This window comes from Haliea sp. E17, from assembly GCF_048323675.1.
Taxonomy (GTDB): Bacteria; Pseudomonadota; Gammaproteobacteria; order Pseudomonadales; family Halieaceae; genus Mangrovimicrobium.
The window spans coordinates 371,756-387,750 of record NZ_JBLWFK010000002.1 but is presented as its reverse complement, the minus strand read 5'-3'; the positions used below and the strand labels follow the sequence as shown (position 1 = coordinate 387,750).

The following is a 15,995-nucleotide window of genomic DNA, read 5'->3' as shown; positions in this document are numbered from 1 at the left end:
GTTAATGTCCGGACACTTGGAGAACGTTTAAAGTGTTTATAGCTCTGGGGATGGCCTCCGGACCTGATGAGGGCCCAACATTCCGGCGGATCGCTGCCGGAAAGTGGGCCCTGATGGTGATACTAGCGATTTGTGTCAGGGTCTGACAACTAATTTTACACTGTGAATTTGAACAAAAAACGGGCGCCAGAAATCATCTGGCGCCCGTTGCAGTAGCGCGACGTGTTTTTACATACCGAAATTGTAGCGGAAACGGGCTCCGTACATACGCGGCATCCCTACCTGCCCGGACTCCAGGCCACCTGAATTGTATAGACCGGACACATAGGTCACATATTCCTCGTCGAAGGCATTGGTCATGAACGCCGAGAAGTCGATCGGGCTGCCCATGACCGCATTCCAGCTGAAATTGAAATTCCACAGGTCGTATGAATCGATCAGGTAGAATGGCGGTGAGCTCGCCTCGGTGACTGCCTGTTGTTCATCGGTGTATACCCAGGTTGCGGACAGGCGCATGTCGCCCATTGCAACCGGCGTCGGCAGCATCCAGATCGCGGAAACCACCGCGGAGTTTTCCGGCGCGAAGGACAGTGGGTCGCCCTCCTGCGTCGTGTTGGAAATGGTGCCCGGTACCGCGATGCCCGACTCGACCAGGTTGGGGAACTCGAGATCATCGATCTTGGTATTCAGGTAGGCATAGCTGGCGTTCAGGATAAGGCTTTCGGTCAGTTGTACCGTTGCCTCGACTTCCGCCCCGTAAATGGTAGACGCACCGGCGTTGATGATCGCGGTGGTACCCACATTGGAGATCGCCTTGAAATAGCCGTACTGGACCTGCTGGTCCTGGAAGTCGTTGTAGAACGCGGCAATGTTCAGGGTGCCCGGGAAGGCGCCGTGGAAGGAGAACTTGGAACCGATTTCATAGGTATCCACAGTCTCCGGACCGTGAATGTCGGCACCGGTACTGCCGCCGATATTCACGCTGCCCTGGCGATAGCCGCGATTGTACTTGCCATACAGCAGCAGGTCGTCGCTCGGGGTGTAGTCGAGGCCCACCAGCCAGGTCGGCTCATCACTTTCCGATGTCGGGTTGCGCGACTCCACAAAGACCCTGTTCGGCGGGGCGTAGGTGCCGGGCGTTACCCGCGGGAAGTAGTACACCGTATCCTCGGTATGCCCCTTGGTTTCGTCATCGGTATACCGCAGGCCACCGGTGATGCTCAGGGTGTCGGTGAAACTGTAGGTCGCCTGGGCGTAGACGGCCATGTTGGTGTATTCCACACCTCCGGGAACCGACTGCAGGGCACCCTGCAGGAGCAGGTTGTTACAGCGGAAATCGTCCGGGTTGCTGCCCGTGATGGACGCCTGGTCACAGGCGATGATGGCGGGCGACTGGGCGCCGTAGTCGCTACCCGGTTCGCTGTGCTCGTAATACACGCCCGCCTGGTAGGACAGTGCATCGTCAAAGGCACTGCCCTGGATCTGCAGTTCCTCTACCAGCGTTTCCTGGTCGGTAGTCGGGAAACCCGAGGAAAGACCAACCTGCTGGAAAATCAGGTCCTCGCCCTGGAACGACCAGTTGGTGCCGAATACCGCGCCGCGCTGCTTGGTTTCCAGTTCCCCGTAAGCGAGGATGTTCTTGACCAGGAAGGCGTCACTGATTTCCCAGGTGGTGGTGTTGATAGCCTGCCACATGTTCTGTTCGTTGACCGGCTTGGGCACGAAACTGTAGACATCGTAGAAACCATTGTCGCCGTTAGCCTCACGCTCCTCCAGATCGGGGGTACAGAGAAAGGCAAGCGGTGCATTGGGGTTGCAGCCAAATACTGATCCGGGATAACCGTTATTGGAGGAATCCACGCCCCGTACGATGGTGTAGTTCTCCAGGCTCCCGGTGATCTCCCACAGGGCACTGGCGCGCCAGGCGGTGTAGTCCTGGTCGGCGAAATCGTCGGGGCCGATACCGGAAATATTGTTCAGGTAGCCGTCGCGCTCGCTGTGGTCGACACCGAGGCGCAGTTTGAAGCTCTCGGTGACCGGCAGGTTCAACACCGCCTGGCCGCGCAGCATGTCGAAATTGCCCGCAGAACCCTCGACGTATCCCTCGAAGTCATCGGTCGGGCGCTTGGGGGTCAGAAGTACGGCACCACCAGTGGTATTGCGGCCGAACAGCGTGCCCGTGGGACCCTTCAGGACCTGGACGTTCTCCAGGTCGAACAGGTCACCGGGGGTTGCTCCGTCACCGGACTGCTGGGAATTGGCGCCGCGCAGGGCGACCACTTCCGCAAAATACACCCCGACTGACGCGGTGGTACGCAACTCCTGGGAAAAGCCCCGGATCGCAAAGGTGGTGTTGTCACCGCCAAAGCGATTATTGACCGAAAGGTTTGGCGTATAGGTGGCCAGGTCGGAGGGGTTGGTAATATTGGCGTCGTTGATCTGGCGCTGGTTGAACACGGTCAGCGAGGCGGGAACATCCTGCAGGAATTCCTCACGACGCCGGGCGGTAACAACGACTTCCTCGAGTGCGAGTCCCCGCTCTCCGCTCCCTTCCTGGGCGAGCACAGCGGGTGCCTGCATACCACCACCAAGCGCGGTAGTTGCGAACAGCAAAGACGAGTAATACAGGTTTCTTTTCACAGCTAATCTCTCCCCATATTATTTAATCAGGGTTTATTTATTTTTACGGGCGCATGGATCAGCCCGAAAAGCGCGGGACAAGAATACCGAAAAAAAATTAAAAAAAAAGGAATTCCGAACAGTTAAAATTAACCGTAACTATCGGATATTTGTAAATTTTTCTGAATTATACCGACTATGGAGTGTAAAGTTTTTTATAATTACTTGATGATTCCTGTTTCCATTTTTTGTCTTTTTTATTCGACGTTATGTAAATATTTTTCTAATTGCTGTGGGCAATAGCGGTAACAAAAAGACTCTCCGGCGCCCGCCAGTCCAGGCGAATACGCCGGTGCGCGATCAACCAGGCATCTCCGCAGCGCCGGAACTCATCGAGGTAGTAGCCGCAGTGATCCGGGCCGATGTCTGTCCATGCCGTCCAGTAGGTCCGCGCCCGGGCGACCTCGCTGTCGAGCAAGTCGATTTTACTGGTCGCAAGATGGTGACGTACAAAGGTCGCAGCGTGGGTCGGCGAACTGGCGTCCCTGGCGCGCTCGGACCAGCGGGTAATCCAGTTGCCGATTTCTCCCTTGCCGGCATAGCGAAACCGGTCGGCTTCCGGGACTCCCTCGGATTCGAGAATTGCGTCGTCGGTAAATACGGCGAGAAAATCCGCCAGGCGAAGACCGTCCCCGGCCACCGTATAGCGAGCCATGGTATCGCGGATGGCCTCGCGAGCCAGCATTTCCTCCAGGATCATTGCCACCCTCCTCCCGCCTGACGTTTCGACTACTGATCAACACCGCTGTGGACAGGATTTTCCCGAGCGGTTAGATTGGGGCAAACATAATACTGATAAACAATGGCCCGCAATGCTGAAGAACGAAAAAATACTCATCACCGGCGTCACCGGCAAGATCGCCTTTCCTATTGCGCGGGAACTCGCCCGGGACAACGACGTCTGGGGCATGGCCCGCTTGCAGTCACCCGGGGACCGGCAGAGGCTCGAACAGGCCGGCATCACAGCGGTCGCTCTGGACATGGCTGGCGGTGATTTTTCCAGCCTGCCCGACGATTTCACCCATGTCTTCCACGCCGCTGTAGACCCCGGGCTCGGCCAGTGGCGGGACTGCGTGCGCACCAACGCCCACAACTCCGGCAAGTTGCTGCATCACTGCCGCAGAGCGAAGGGTTTCGTGTACTGTTCCACCGGCTCGATCTACGCCTACCAGGGGCAACGCCCGCTGCTGGAGTCCGACCCGCCCGGCGTCCCCGACCGGGCCAACTACAGTTTTTCCAAGGTCGCAGGAGAAGCGGTCTGTACCTGGGTGGCGGAGCAATACGCCATTCCCCTGACCATCATCCGCATCTGCTCCACTTACGGACCGCTGGGCGGCGCACCCGCCATGCGGCTCGAGGCCATCCTGAACCGCCAACCGATCAAGCTGTACCCGGATTCACCCAACAACTACAACCCGATCTACGAGGATGACTACGTCGAACTCGGTATCAGCGCGATGCAGCAGGCGGCTGTCCCGCCACTGGTGGTCAACTGGTCCGGCAGCGAAACCGTGAGCCTGGAGGACTACTGCAGCTACCTCGGCAAGCTGGTCGGCATCGAACCGATTTTCGAGTACACCGAGCACACCCACACCCCGCTGTGGCCGGACACCACGCATATGCACGCGACACTCGGCAGGACCCGGGTACCCTGGCGCGAGGGCATGCGGCGCATGGTGGAAGCCCTGCACCCGGAACTGGAGCTGAGGGACGCCTGATGGACGATCACGACATGAGCATCAACGCCTACCGGGACCTGGTCGGGGAACCCTCGGATACGGTGCCGGCGATCCTCGCCACCGGCCGCAGCGACATCACCACCCTCTTCGTCTCCATGTCGCGCAAGCACGAGCAGGGCCACGACGCCGACTACCTGCGCTGGCACAGCCTGGACCACCGCCCGGAACAGCAGCGGCTGGCCAGCATACGCACCTCCACCCGCCTGGTATCCACCCCGCAGTGCCGCGCCGCCCGGGCTGCGGATGCCGATTCCCACAGCGCCGTGGACCACGTGATGATCTACTTCTTCGCGGGACAGGAGGGGCTGGGGGAATTTTACGACCTCGGCCTGGCGCTGCACGAGGCGGGACGTTCGCCTTTCATCATGCCGCCGGTGGAACGCGGAGTGTATACGCTGGGCGAAGTAGTTGCGGAGCCGCGCATCCGCACCGGCGCCGACGTCCTGCCCTGGCTGCCGATCCGCGGCATGTACCTGCTGGTCGAACAGGGTGGCGAGGCAGCCCCGCTGCCGCAGGGAATTCCCGGTGTGGCCGGTGCCCTGACCTCATCTTCGGTAGCGTCGGAGATTTCCAGTGTCGCGCCGGGCCAGCACCTGACCCTGTGCTTCCTCGATCAAGACCCGATTGAGGTAGCCCGGACTATCGAGCCTTACCTGCGGGAGCGCTGGAGCGATACCTCACTGACGCCGCTGCTGGCAGCGCCCTACTTCAGCATCGTAGCCTACGAGTGGGATCGCTACCTGCCCTGAATCAGTACTCCACCGGCCCCTCTTTCTGCATGTAGACACTGATGCGCTGGATCTTGCCCGCGGGGTTGAATTCGTACATGGACAGGGAATAGAACGGGAAAACCGTATCCCCGCTGGTGATCATTTCCTCGCACTGCATAAACACGGCGTCGGCGCTTTCACTGAGCCGCTTGACCACCGGGTCCCAGCCCTCTGACTGGTTGACCCACTCGGTCAGCAGGGCCGTGTAGCCGGCCCAGTCGACGATATCGTGAAAGGGGCCGATTCGCTGGAAACTGGCGGTATCCACGACGTCTGCAAGGGCGTCCCAGTCCGCCGCCGTCACGTCCGCTCGGGCGACGCCGCGATCGACCAGTCCCTTCATGATATTGACCAGGGTATTGACACTCTCGCTGAGGCTGTCAGTCATATTATTGTTCTCCTTCATTGAACGAACCGGGACCGCATGGCGGGCAGGGTCAAGCAGCGGTCATTTTCCGTCATCAATCGGCGCTGTCGCAAGGCCGGGCTTCTGATATGCTTTTTTTTGACAAGATCGAACCTGGCCCACTGGCCCTTACAATAATGATCAGGAGAATCGTGCAATGAGTCTGCAACTGGACGACTACCGCCTGCTCGGCCGTTCCGGCCTGCGTGTCTCCCCTCTCTCCCTCGGCACCATGACCTTCGGCATGGCCGGCTGGGGCACCGATATCGAAGAAGCGGGACGCATGCTCAACCACTACCGGGAACTGGGCGGCAACTTCCTCGATACCGCGAATTTCTATGCCGCCGGAGAATCCGAGCGCATGCTGGGCAAACTCACCGCCGAACACCGCCTGCGCTGGGTCATCGCCACCAAGTACAGCCTGACCATGGGGCCCGGCGATCCCAATGCCAGCGGCAACCAGCGCAAGAACATGGTGCAGGCAGTGGAAGCCAGCCTGCGCCGGCTCAACACCGATTACATCGACCTCCTCTACCTGCACCTGTGGGATGACCGCACACCGGCGGAGGAAGTGCTGCGCGCCTTCGACGACCTGGTGCGCGCCGGGAAGATACTCTACGCCGGAATTTCCGACACGCCGGTATGGGAAATTTCGCGCATGCAGGCCATCGCGGACCTGCGCGGCTGGTCGCCCTTCGTCGCCCTGCAGGTGCCCTACAACCTGACCGAGCGGATCGTCGAGGCGGACTTCCTGCCCATGGCGCACAAGCTGGGCCTCGGCGTCCTGCCCTGGTCGCCGCTGGCCGGCGGTGTACTCACCGGTAAATACAGCCGCGCGGACCTCGCCAGCGAACCCGCCGACATGAGCAGCCGCAAGAACATCAACCTGGCCACCGGCCGGCTGACGGAGAAGGCGCTGGATATAGCCGAAGTACTGGCCGAGGTCGCCGGGGAACAGGGGCGCAGTGCAGCTGAAGTAGCCCTGGCCTGGACCCTGCAGCACGCGGCCGTCACCTCGCCGATCATCGGCGCCCGCACCTTCTCCCAGCTGGAAAGCAACCTCGGCGCGCTGGATGTCGAGTTCAGTGCGGAGCAGTTGCAGCGACTGGATACGGTGAGCGCGCTGCCCGAGACCTTCCCGCACACCATGATGCACACCCCCACCGGCGAGATGATGCTGGGTAATGTCAGGGTGGAGCGCCGCTGAGCGCAGCGCTGGCAGGTTTACGCGGACTGCGGCCCGGGCCGCAGTCCGCTACTTGACCTGCTGCTTGGCGAGCTTGCGCGCCAGAGTCCTGCGGTGCATGCCGAGGCGGCGCGCCGTTTCCGAGATATTGAAATCCGTTTCCGCCAGGGTCTGGTGAATGCGCTCCCATTCGAGGGTCTTGATCGAGGTCGCGCGACCGGTGATCGCCACCTCGGTATTGCCGTCGGCGCTGTTGAACGCCGCCTCGATGTCGTCGGTGTTCGAGGGCTTGGCGAGATAGTGGCAGGCGCCCAGTTTTACCGCTTCCACCGCGGTGGCGATACTGGCGTAGCCGGTCAGCACCACGATCAGCATATCGGGATCGTGCCGGTGCAGGGCTTTCACACAGGCCAGGCCGGAGGCTTCACCCTCCAGCTTGAGGTCGACCACGGCATAGCCGATCTTGTACTCGTCCAGCAGGGGCAAGGCGCCTTCCAGGCTGGTGGCGTGCCACACGGTATACCCGCGGCGCTCAAAGGAACGCCCGAGGGTGCGGGCGAAGGCGGCATCGTCCTCGACCAGCAACAATGTCCGCGTTTCATCGGTTTCCAGCGTCAATCCTCCTTCAGTACCAGGGCATCCAGCGGCAGGGTCAATTGCACCTCGGCGCCGCCCTCGGCGAGGTTCCTGACGTTGACATTGCCGCCCAGCGTGCGCACGACATTGAACACCAGGAACAGGCCCAGGCCGCTGCCGGCGCGCCCCTTGGTGGACTGGTAGGGCTGGCCCAGGCGCTCGAATACCGCCTTGTCGAAGCCCTTGCCGCGGTCCGTGACCTTCACCAGCAGGCTGTCATCGCGCCGGCCCACCTCCAGCGCGATCCACGCTGGCGAGGCCTCCAGTGCATTGTCCAGCAGGTTGGCAATTGTCTGCTTGATTACGGAGTCCGAGGCGATGTCCATATCCTCGCCGAAGTGATTGCGGAACTGCAGGCATCTGGCCCCGCGGGTTTCACGCCACTCCGACACCAGTTCCTCGAAAAACTCGTGGACCGTGGCCTCCCCGGAAGACTCGCCCCGGGTTTCCCCGGCGGACAGCAGGATGCCGCTGACAATGGTCTTGCAGCGCTTGACCTGGGCCTGCATTTCCTGGATTTCCTGGTAGAGGTCCGGGTCCGAGGTAAACGCCGGCATATAGCGCCAGTCGCCGAGGATCACCGCGATGGTGGCGAGGGGGGTACCGAGTTCGTGGGCTGCGCCGGAAGCCAGCAGACCCATGCGCATGATGTGGTCCTCTTCCGCTTCACGCTGGCGCAACTCCGCCAGCCGGGCGTCGTGCTCCCGCCGGGTGCGGATGATCCGGCTCAGGAACACCAGCAGCAGCACGCCGTTCAACACCAGGCAAATCAGCATGCCCTGCACATAGACGCTGCCGAGGCCCAGGTGGTAATCCTGTGGCAGGTCGATGGGCTTGCCGGCGACCGCCAGCCACAGGAAACTCGCGGTCGCCACCACCAGCAGTGTCCAGGCATATTTCGGCGCGAGCAATACCGCGGCCAGTCCGACCTGCAGCAGATAGAGAAAGACAAAGGGGTTGGTGGCGCCGCCACTGAGATACAGCTGGTAGGTCAGCGTACCCATATCCACCAGCAGGCCGACAAACAGCTCCAGGCGCAGCTTGCGCCGCCGCATGCGCAGGCTGATCTCGGCGAGGAGATTGAAGGCCACGAGCACGCCAATTCCCAGGAACATCTGCCGCAGCGGCAAATGGGCGCCGAAACCGTACTGCGCGGTAAGGATCGTCAGTAACTGGCCGAGCGCCGCCATCCAGCGCAGCTGGACCAGCAGGCGCATGTTCTTGCCGACAGTGGCGTCGCGTTCGGATCGGGGCGGCCGGAATACCTCCGCTGGCGCGAGGGCGGCCTGGTTGCTTGTCATCGTCTGTGCTCCATCGGCGCACAGTATACGCGGCGAGCGCTGCCATGGCAGCTGGCAAACGGTAAAGCGCGCGGGACCCGCGCCCGCGAGCGGCGCCGCCAGGACTCAGCGCTTGCCCGCGGGCTCGCGCCAGACGATCCAGGCGGCGATGACCACCAGCGCTGCGAGCGCGAACCAGGTAAGCGCGTAGACCAGGTGATTGTTGTGGAAGGTAATCACCGTCAGGCCGCCGACAGGCCCGGTGCCGCCGGGGCTGCCCGGGGCGTTGGCCTGCGCATCGATAAAATAGGGAGCCACCGGGGCGAGGCCGTACTGGCTGGCCATGGCGACGACGTCCCGGGAGTACCAGCGTCCGGCGCCGGGTTGGTTGTCGCGCAGGACGCCACCACCGGGTTCCCCCATGCGCAACAGGCCAGCCACTTCAACCTGGCCGGCCGGCACCGGGGTCGGTGCCTGGCCCTGCTCGACAAAGCCGCGATTGATAAACACCAGGCTGCCGTCAGCGCGCCGCAGCGGCGTCATGATCCAGTAACCGGTACCGAGCTCGCTCGCGGTGGCGACACGGATATCGCCCTCTGAAAGGAATTCTCCGCTGGCGCTGACGTGGCGATACTCGTCCCGGTCGCGGGAGACCTGCGCCCAGTCGGGCATGCCTGGCGCACTGACCGCGGCGGCGGTCGCGCGCTGGTTGACTGCGTCGATAAGCTCCAGCTTCCAGACCCGCCGCTCCATCTGCCAGACGCCCAGCGCCACAAACCCGGCAAATGCAGCGAGCCCCAGCACGGCGAGCAGCACATGCAAAAAGGGGCCGCGCTGCGACCCCTTGCTGGCTGTTGTGGTGTCAGCCACGGCTGTCAGGAACCACCCATCATCGAGGGCATCATGTTCACGTTCATGTGGTACATCACCCAGAGAGAGCCGAACAGGGTGATGAACAGCAGTACCACGGTGAATATCAGTGACAACATGGTCCAGCCACCCTCGGACTGGAAGTTCATGTGCAGGAAGTACACCATGTGCACAACGATCTGCACTACCGCAAAGATCAGGATGGTGATGATGGTGGCGTTGCGGGAATCCAGCACGTCGCCCATGACCAGCCAGAACGGAATCGCGGTCAGGAAGATCGACAACAGGAACCCGATCATGTAGCCGCTGAAGCTGCTGTGGGGCGCGCCTTCTACATGGGTTTCGTCGTGATGTTCGCTGCTCATACTAATGACCCCATCAGGTAAACATAGGTGAATACGCCGATCCAGACGACGTCCAGGAAGTGCCAGAACATGGACAGGCAGAACACACGGCGACGGTTGGCGCCGGTCAGGCCGTGCTTGTTCAGCTGGAACAGCAGGGTGATCAGCCAGATGGTGCCGAAGGTCACGTGCAGGCCGTGGGTGCCGACCAGCGCGAAGAAGGCCGAGAGGAAGCCACTGCGCTGGGGACCGGCGCCTTCGCGGATCAGGTGATAGAACTCGTACAGTTCAACCCCCAGGAAGGCCGCACCAAAGATGCCGGTGATGATCAACCAGATCTGGGTGCCGCGCAGCTTGTTGGCCTGCATCTGCAGCACCGCAAAGCCGTAGGTGATGGACGAAAACAGCAGGAAGGCCGTGTTCAGCGCCACCAGCTTGAGGTCGAACAGGTCACCGCCGGACGGGCCGCCGGCGAAGTTCATGCTCAGGACACCGTAGGTGGCGAACAGGGATGCGAAGATGAGGCAGTCGCTCATCAGGTAAATCCAGAAGCCCAGCAGGGTGCCATTGGGCACGTGGTACTCACCGGGTACGATAAACTCCAGCTTACCGTTTGCAGTTGCAGTTGCGCCGCCCATTACGCTATTACCTCCGCGCGCTGTGATTCCACCTGTTCCACTTCCTCAACAGGGATGTAGTAGTCACGTTTGTAGTTAAACGTGTGGATGATGATCGCCGCCATCATGCCGGCGAAGGACAGTCCCGCGATCAACCACATGTGCCAGATCAGGGCGAAGCCTACGGCGGTGGCGAAGCCCGAGATCACCATGCCCGCGGCGGTGTTCTTCGGCATGTGGATGGGCACGAAGCCCTCCTTCGGATGCTGGTAACCGTGCTGCTTCATCTGCCACCAGGCGTCGCCATCATGCACCTGCGGGGTGAAGGCGAAGTTGTACTGCGGCGGCGGTGAAGTGGTGGACCACTCCAGGGTACGGCCGTTCCAGGGGTCGCCGGTCTCGTCGCGCAGGGAGTCGCGCTTCTTGTAGCTGACATAAAGCTGGATGATGAAGCTGATGATGCCGATACCCACCAGGACGGCGCCAACCAGCGCGATCTGGAACCAGATCTGCAGCGAGGTGTCCTCGAAGTGGCTGACGCGGCGGGTGACGCCCATCAGGCCCAGCACGTACAGCGGCATGAAGGCCAGGTAGAAACCGATCAGCCAGTTCCAGAAGGACATCTTGCCCCAGAAGGGATCGAGCTTGTAGCCGGTGACTTTCGGGTACCAGTAGGTAATCGCCGCGAACACACCGAAGACAACGCCGCCGATAATCACGTTGTGGAAGTGGGCGATCAGGAACAGGCTGTTGTGCAGCACGAAGTCCGCGGGCGGTACGGCCAGCAGTACGCCGGTCATGCCGCCGATGACGAAGGTCACCATGAAGCCGACAGTCCACAGCATCGGTACGTCAAACTTGATGCGGCCGCGGTACATGGTGAACAGCCAGTTGAAGATCTTCGCACCGGTGGGGATCGAGATGATCATCGTGGTGATACCGAAGAAACTGTTCACCGTCGCGCCTGAGCCCATGGTAAAGAAGTGGTGCAGCCAGACCAGGTAGGACAGCACGGTGATCACCACGGTCGCGTAAACCATGGAAGAGTAACCGAACAGGCGCTTGCCACTGTAGGTCGCGACGATTTCCGAGAACACACCGAAGATCGGCAGAATCAGGATGTACACTTCCGGGTGACCCCAGATCCAGATCAGGTTGATGTACATCATGGCGTTGCCGCCCATGTCATTGGTGAAGAAGTGCATATCCAGGTAGCGGTCCAGGGACAGCAGCGCCAGTACCGCGGTGAGAATCGGGAACGCGGCGACGATCAGGATGTTGGTACACAGCGCGGTCCAGGTGAAGACCGGCATTTTCATCATGGTCATGCCGGGCGCGCGCATCTTGATGATGGTCACGGTGAAGTTGACGCCGGACAAAAGCGTGCCCACACCGGCGATCTGCAGCGCCCAGATATAGTAATCCACCCCTACCCCGGGACTCTGTAGTATCCCCGTTAGCGGTGGATAGGCCAGCCAGCCGGATTTGGCGAACTCACCGACGAACAGCGACACCATGATCAGGATGGCGCCGCAGGCGGTCATCCAGAAGCTGAAGTTGTTGAGGAAGGGGAAGGCCACGTCGCGCGCGCCGATCTGCAGGGGCACGATGTAGTTCATCAGGCCCACCACGAAGGGCATGGCGACGAAGAAGATCATGATCACGCCGTGGGCGGTGAAGATCTGGTCGTAGTGATCCGGCGGCAGGTAGCCCATGTTGTCACCGAAGGCCATGGCCTGGTGAATCCGCATCATGATGGCGTCGGCGAAGCCGCGCAGCAGCATGATGATGCCGAGGATCATGTACATCACGCCGATGCGCTTGTGGTCGATGGAGGTGAACCACTCCTTCCACAGGTAGCCCCAGACCTTGTACTTGGTCAGGGCCGCCAGCAGCGCGATGCCGCCAATGGCAACAACCGCGAAGGTGCCGATGATAATCGGATCGTGGTACGGAATGGATTCCCAGGTCAGCCGACCGAAAATCAGTTTGGTTACATCGATCTGTTCAGTCATTGGGGAACTCACTTGTCGCCGTGTTGCGCATGTGCATCGTGCTGCGCCGGGCTGTCATGTTCTGCTTTGCTGTCGTGACCGCCACCGTGGCCGTGGTGGCTTTTCATCATGTCCTTCATGCACACCTGGCCGGGCTCGACGCAGCGGTTGAGGATGGCGTCGTAAAGACCGGGCGCCACATCGCCAAACAGCTGTACCGGGTCGGCGATACTGGGCTTGGCCAGCGCGCTGTAGCGCGGACGGCTGAGCGATTCGCCCTCTGTCCTGACCTTCTGCACCCACTGTTCGAACTCGCCTTCGGGCATGCCGACGAACTCGAAACGCATCTGGCTGAAACCTTGTCCGGAGTAGTTGGCGGAGAAGCCTTCATAGCTGCCGGGTTCGTTGATCACCGCGTGCAACTGGGTTTCCATCCCGCCCATGGCGTAGATCTGGCCCGCCAGTGCCGGGATATAGAAGGAGTTCATCATGGTGGTGGAGGTGATCTTGAACTTGATCGGCCGGTCCACCGGCGCCGCCAGTTCGTTGACCGTGGCGATGCCCTGCTCGGGGTAGAAGAACAGCCACTTCCAGTCCATCGCGACCACTTCCACAATCAGCGGCTCGACGCCTTCCGGCACCGGGCGGCCCTCGTCGATGCGATCCAGCGGACGGTAGGGGTCCAGCTTGTGCGTACTTACCCAGGTCAGGGCCCCGAGGGCGATAATAATCGCCAGCGGCGCGGCCCAGATAACCAGTTCCAGCTTGGTGGAATGGTCCCAGTCGGGCTTGTAGGTCGCGGATTTGTTTGACTCACGGTAGCGCCATGCAAACAGCAGGGTCAGGAAGATCACCGGTACGATAATGATCAGCATCAGTATCGTGGACCAGATGATCAGGTCTGCCTGTTGCGCGGCGATATCCCCCGAAGGAGACATCACCACAGCGTCACAGCCGCTCAAGAGGGCTGCGACAGACGCAGTGAGAAGGAGCTTACAGGGATTTCTGGTAGCTGGCATCACCACTCGCAGTTCCGGAAATAAATGATTGGAGGGTCTACACTGTACGACAGATATCTGGAGCCGAGAATTGGACAATTTGTCCTATGGCACCCTCCGGATATCCGGAGTACGCTTTGTAGTGTAGTCCCAATTTGTAGAAGAGCGCCCTTCAATGAGCCAATCCAGCGCAAGCACCCCCTCCTCCACTTATGCTGTCCCGCGGGGCGGCGAAATGGATACTCCGGCAGGTCACTCCCCTCTGGCACCGGGGGAAATAGCCATCGGGGTAGTTATCGGGCGCGCGTCCGAGCATTTCGACTTCTTTGTCTTCGGTATCGCCTGTGTACTGGCCTTCCCCAGCGTGTTCTTCCCCTTCGCGGACCGCCTGGACGGTATCCTGTATTCCTTCGCCATTTTCGCCATGGCCTTTGTCGCGCGGCCCTTCGGCACCGCACTGTTCATGGCCATCCAGCGCCGCTGGGGACGCAGCGTCAAACTGACCGCCTCCCTTTTCCTGCTGGGCACCGCCACCGCGGGTATCGCCTTCCTGCCCAGTTATGACACGCTCGGCACGATGGCGATCGTATTCCTGATCTTCTTCCGCACTCTGCAAGGTTTTGCACTGGGCGGTTCCTGGGACGGCCTGCCCTCCCTGCTGGCACTGAACGCGCCACCGGCGAAACGCAGCTGGTACACCATGTTCGGCCAACTGGGCGCCCCGCTGGGCTTTTTGCTGGCCAACGTCCTGTTCTTGTATCTCGTACTCAACGTGAGCACCGAGGACTTCCAGAACTGGGCCTGGCGCTACCCCTTCTTCGTGGCCTTCGCCATCAACGTGGTGGCCCTGTTCGCCCGCCTGCGTCTGGTGCTGACCGAGGAGTACACCCTGGCCCTTGAAGAGAGCGAACTGACCCCCATCAGCACCCGCGAAATGCTCGACAAACAGGGCCCGAACATCTTCCTCGGCGCCTTCGCCGCGCTGGCCAGCTACGCACTGTTCCACATCGTGACCATTTTCCCGCTGTCGTGGATTTCACTCAACGAGTCACAGGTCATCGACGAAGTACTGTCGATCCAGATGGTGGGCGCGATTCTCGGCATTTTCGCCACCCTGTTGTCCGGTATCATCGCCGACCGCATCGGCAAACGCAGGCTGGTGGGCGCCATGGCAATCGTGATCGGTATTTTCGCCCTCTTCTCGCCCTTCCTGATGAACGGCGGGCCGGCACTGCAGAACGCCTTTATCCTGATCGGCTTCGTCCTGCTGGGCCTTTCCTACGGCCAGGCCTCCGGCACCGTGACCGCCAATTTCGAGCGTCGCTACCGCTACACCGGCGCGGCCCTGACCTCCGACTTCGCCTGGCTGCTGGGTGCCGCCTTCGCTCCCCTGATCGCCCTGGGCCTGTCCGTGCAGTTCGGCCTGACCGCGGTCAGCCTCTACCTCGTCTCCGGCGCGATCTGTACCCTGGTCGCCCTGCGCATCAACCGCCACCTCGAAGCCGCGGACTGATCCGCGGCACTCAGGCGTTCAACGCCATCGGTGCTGGAGGTGGAGAGCGCTCCGCCATCCGCTTCCAGCACAGTTCATGGAAGTAGTACGCAACGGTATTGACTGCCGGTTCCACCAGCGCAATCGCACTCCCGACAGCCAGGCTGCCGCTCAGGGCATAACCCACGCTGAATGCCACGGTAAAGTGCACTGCGGCGAAGCTCATTGTTTTGGCCATTTCACATTCTCCTGTGCTATTGCTGGCTGCATGGAATCATTATCGGCGTTTCGGGCGCACAGATAAAAACGATTCTCATTACGACTGCATTCGATTTATTTGAACGTGAACAGGCGAAAACCGCAGACTTCGTCGGGGGCCACAGTGCGATTTCTTGGTAAGATAGCCGCGACCTTCCCAATCCCCGCAAACCGACCGTATGAGCAATAGCCTGTTTCCCGATTTCGACGCCCGCAACCACTACCTTTCCCGCTCTGACGTGAACGAGGAACTCGGCACCCACTCGCGCCACAGTTTCGAACTGGAGGGGCGCGAATGGCCATCGGTCGAGCACTATTACCAGGCGATGAAATTCGAATCTGCCGAGGAGCAGGAAAAAATCCGCCGGGCGGCGCATCCCAGGAAGGCGCGCCGCATGGGCCGCAGTCGCCTGCGCCGGATTCGCCGGGACTGGGACAAGGTCAAGCGGGTGTACATGACCCGCGCCGTATGGACCAAGTGCAATACCTACCCGGCGATAGCCGAGAAGCTACTGGCCACCGGGGACCAGAACCTCATGGAAAACAGCCAGTACGATTACTACTGGGGCTGTGGCCGGGACCGCCGGGGCTACAACCACTACGGGCAAATCCTGATGAACGTGCGGAAAAAACTGCGCGACGCTAGAGGTTGAGGTAGCGCCGGGAACTGAGGCCTGTCCACCGGTAATGGCGCACTGGCAGTGACGCTGGCCTGCGGGAACTGAC

General features: G+C 61.0%; 16 protein-coding genes. 5 read left to right on the top strand and 11 right to left on the bottom strand.

The genetic code is table 11. The annotated features are described in order from the left end of the window. Window positions 1-228 precede the first annotated feature (228 nt). Together ACNKU3_RS04885 and ACNKU3_RS04880 are read right to left on the bottom strand one after the other, a co-directional pair. Window positions 229-2,580 (bottom strand): TonB-dependent receptor, encoded by a 2,352-nt coding sequence (locus ACNKU3_RS04885; protein WP_418258296.1) that lies wholly within the window; start codon window positions 2,578-2,580, stop codon window positions 229-231. 322 nt (window positions 2,581-2,902) lie between these two features. Further along, window positions 2,903-3,379, bottom strand: coding sequence for a nuclear transport factor 2 family protein (locus tag ACNKU3_RS04880; RefSeq protein WP_418258295.1), 477 nt, complete (start codon window positions 3,377-3,379; stop codon window positions 2,903-2,905). A 112-nt stretch (window positions 3,380-3,491) separates the two neighbouring features. Between ACNKU3_RS04880 and ACNKU3_RS04875 the strand changes: the two genes are divergently transcribed. Both ACNKU3_RS04875 and ACNKU3_RS04870 read left to right on the top strand, forming a co-directional pair. Beyond that, window positions 3,492-4,397 (top strand): NAD-dependent epimerase/dehydratase family protein, encoded by a 906-nt coding sequence (locus tag ACNKU3_RS04875; protein WP_418258294.1) that lies wholly within the window; start codon window positions 3,492-3,494, stop codon window positions 4,395-4,397. Continuing rightward, entirely contained in the window at window positions 4,397-5,167 is a 771-nt protein-coding gene (locus tag ACNKU3_RS04870) for a hypothetical protein (protein ID WP_418258293.1), read from the top strand. The genes ACNKU3_RS04875 and ACNKU3_RS04870 overlap by 1 nt, the downstream gene beginning before the upstream one ends. Window position 5,168: 1 nt before the next feature. Here ACNKU3_RS04870 and ACNKU3_RS04865 read toward each other — a convergent pair whose 3' ends face one another. Further along, window positions 5,169-5,576: a hypothetical protein gene (locus ACNKU3_RS04865; RefSeq protein WP_418258292.1), complete on the bottom strand. Its 408-nt coding sequence runs from the start codon at window positions 5,574-5,576 to the stop codon at window positions 5,169-5,171. A 175-nt stretch (window positions 5,577-5,751) separates the two neighbouring features. Here ACNKU3_RS04865 and ACNKU3_RS04860 point away from each other — a divergent pair, with 175 nt between their 5' ends. Next, window positions 5,752-6,801, top strand: coding sequence for an aldo/keto reductase (locus ACNKU3_RS04860; protein WP_418258291.1), 1,050 nt, complete (start codon window positions 5,752-5,754; stop codon window positions 6,799-6,801). A 48-nt stretch (window positions 6,802-6,849) separates the two neighbouring features. On the opposite strand, the gene ACNKU3_RS04855 is transcribed toward ACNKU3_RS04860, so the two are convergent. The 7 genes from ACNKU3_RS04855 to cyoA all read right to left on the bottom strand — a co-directional run bounded on the left by ACNKU3_RS04855 (window position 6,850) and on the right by cyoA (window position 13,540). Further along, window positions 6,850-7,398, bottom strand: a complete 549-nt coding sequence (locus ACNKU3_RS04855; protein WP_418258290.1) for a response regulator transcription factor — start codon at window positions 7,396-7,398, stop codon at window positions 6,850-6,852. After that, window positions 7,395-8,717 (bottom strand): ATP-binding protein, encoded by a 1,323-nt coding sequence (locus ACNKU3_RS04850; RefSeq protein WP_418258289.1) that lies wholly within the window; start codon window positions 8,715-8,717, stop codon window positions 7,395-7,397. Before ACNKU3_RS04850 ends, ACNKU3_RS04855 begins: the two co-directional genes overlap by 4 nt. A 105-nt stretch (window positions 8,718-8,822) precedes the next feature. Next, window positions 8,823-9,566: an SURF1 family protein gene (locus tag ACNKU3_RS04845; protein ID WP_418258288.1), complete on the bottom strand. Its 744-nt coding sequence runs from the start codon at window positions 9,564-9,566 to the stop codon at window positions 8,823-8,825. A 5-nt stretch (window positions 9,567-9,571) separates the two neighbouring features. Further along, window positions 9,572-9,931: a cytochrome o ubiquinol oxidase subunit IV gene (gene cyoD / locus ACNKU3_RS04840; RefSeq protein WP_418258287.1), complete on the bottom strand. Its 360-nt coding sequence runs from the start codon at window positions 9,929-9,931 to the stop codon at window positions 9,572-9,574. Then, window positions 9,928-10,548: a cytochrome o ubiquinol oxidase subunit III gene (gene cyoC, locus ACNKU3_RS04835; protein WP_418258286.1), complete on the bottom strand. Its 621-nt coding sequence runs from the start codon at window positions 10,546-10,548 to the stop codon at window positions 9,928-9,930. Before cyoC ends, cyoD begins: the two co-directional genes overlap by 4 nt. After that, window positions 10,548-12,542 carry a cytochrome o ubiquinol oxidase subunit I gene (cyoB, locus tag ACNKU3_RS04830; RefSeq protein WP_418258285.1) on the bottom strand — a complete coding sequence of 665 codons (1,995 nt, stop codon included), beginning with the start codon at window positions 12,540-12,542 and terminating at the stop codon, window positions 10,548-10,550. The genes cyoC and cyoB overlap by 1 nt, the downstream gene beginning before the upstream one ends. An 8-nt stretch (window positions 12,543-12,550) precedes the next feature. After that, the gene (cyoA, locus tag ACNKU3_RS04825; RefSeq protein WP_418258284.1) at window positions 12,551-13,540 is read right to left on the bottom strand and encodes a ubiquinol oxidase subunit II; all 990 of its coding nucleotides are present in this window, start codon (window positions 13,538-13,540) and stop codon (window positions 12,551-12,553) included. A gap of 214 nt (window positions 13,541-13,754) precedes the next feature. Here cyoA and ACNKU3_RS04820 point away from each other — a divergent pair, with 214 nt between their 5' ends. Further along, window positions 13,755-15,032 (top strand): MFS transporter, encoded by a 1,278-nt coding sequence (locus tag ACNKU3_RS04820; protein WP_418258283.1) that lies wholly within the window; start codon window positions 13,755-13,757, stop codon window positions 15,030-15,032. Window positions 15,033-15,042: 10 nt separating this feature from the next. Here ACNKU3_RS04820 and ACNKU3_RS04815 read toward each other — a convergent pair whose 3' ends face one another. Then, window positions 15,043-15,249, bottom strand: a complete 207-nt coding sequence (locus ACNKU3_RS04815) for a DUF2061 domain-containing protein (protein WP_418258282.1) — start codon at window positions 15,247-15,249, stop codon at window positions 15,043-15,045. Between the two features lie 199 nt (window positions 15,250-15,448). Between ACNKU3_RS04815 and ACNKU3_RS04810 the strand changes: the two genes are divergently transcribed. After that, complete coding sequence (locus ACNKU3_RS04810; RefSeq protein ID WP_418258281.1) at window positions 15,449-15,922, top strand: NADAR family protein; 474 nt, start codon at window positions 15,449-15,451, stop codon at window positions 15,920-15,922. The last annotated feature ends 73 nt before the right edge of the window (window positions 15,923-15,995 follow it).

Bases quoted from the DNA above. Each gene is read 5' to 3' on its own strand.
- ACNKU3_RS04865 (WP_418258292.1), bottom strand. From the start codon at position 5,576: ATGACTGACAGCCTCAGCGAGAGTGTCAATACCCTGGTCAATATCATG.
- cyoC (WP_418258286.1), bottom strand. From the start codon at position 10,548: ATGGGCGGCGCAACTGCAACTGCAAACGGTAAGCTGGAGTTTATCGTA.
- ACNKU3_RS04820 (WP_418258283.1), top strand. From the start codon at position 13,755: ATGGATACTCCGGCAGGTCACTCCCCTCTGGCACCGGGGGAAATAGCC.
- cyoB (WP_418258285.1), bottom strand. From the start codon at position 12,542: ATGACTGAACAGATCGATGTAACCAAACTGATTTTCGGTCGGCTGACC.
- ACNKU3_RS04885 (WP_418258296.1), bottom strand. From the start codon at position 2,580: ATGCAGGCACCCGCTGTGCTCGCCCAGGAAGGGAGCGGAGAGCGGGGA.
- cyoD (WP_418258287.1), bottom strand. From the start codon at position 9,931: ATGAGCAGCGAACATCACGACGAAACCCATGTAGAAGGCGCGCCCCAC.
- ACNKU3_RS04880 (WP_418258295.1), bottom strand. From the start codon at position 3,379: ATGATCCTGGAGGAAATGCTGGCTCGCGAGGCCATCCGCGATACCATG.
- ACNKU3_RS04870 (WP_418258293.1), top strand. From the start codon at position 4,397: ATGGACGATCACGACATGAGCATCAACGCCTACCGGGACCTGGTCGGG.
- ACNKU3_RS04850 (WP_418258289.1), bottom strand. From the start codon at position 8,717: ATGACAAGCAACCAGGCCGCCCTCGCGCCAGCGGAGGTATTCCGGCCG.
- cyoA (WP_418258284.1), bottom strand. From the start codon at position 13,540: ATGCCAGCTACCAGAAATCCCTGTAAGCTCCTTCTCACTGCGTCTGTC.
- ACNKU3_RS04810 (WP_418258281.1), top strand. From the start codon at position 15,449: ATGAGCAATAGCCTGTTTCCCGATTTCGACGCCCGCAACCACTACCTT.
- ACNKU3_RS04875 (WP_418258294.1), top strand. From the start codon at position 3,492: ATGCTGAAGAACGAAAAAATACTCATCACCGGCGTCACCGGCAAGATC.
- ACNKU3_RS04860 (WP_418258291.1), top strand. From the start codon at position 5,752: ATGAGTCTGCAACTGGACGACTACCGCCTGCTCGGCCGTTCCGGCCTG.
- ACNKU3_RS04815 (WP_418258282.1), bottom strand. From the start codon at position 15,249: ATGGCCAAAACAATGAGCTTCGCCGCAGTGCACTTTACCGTGGCATTC.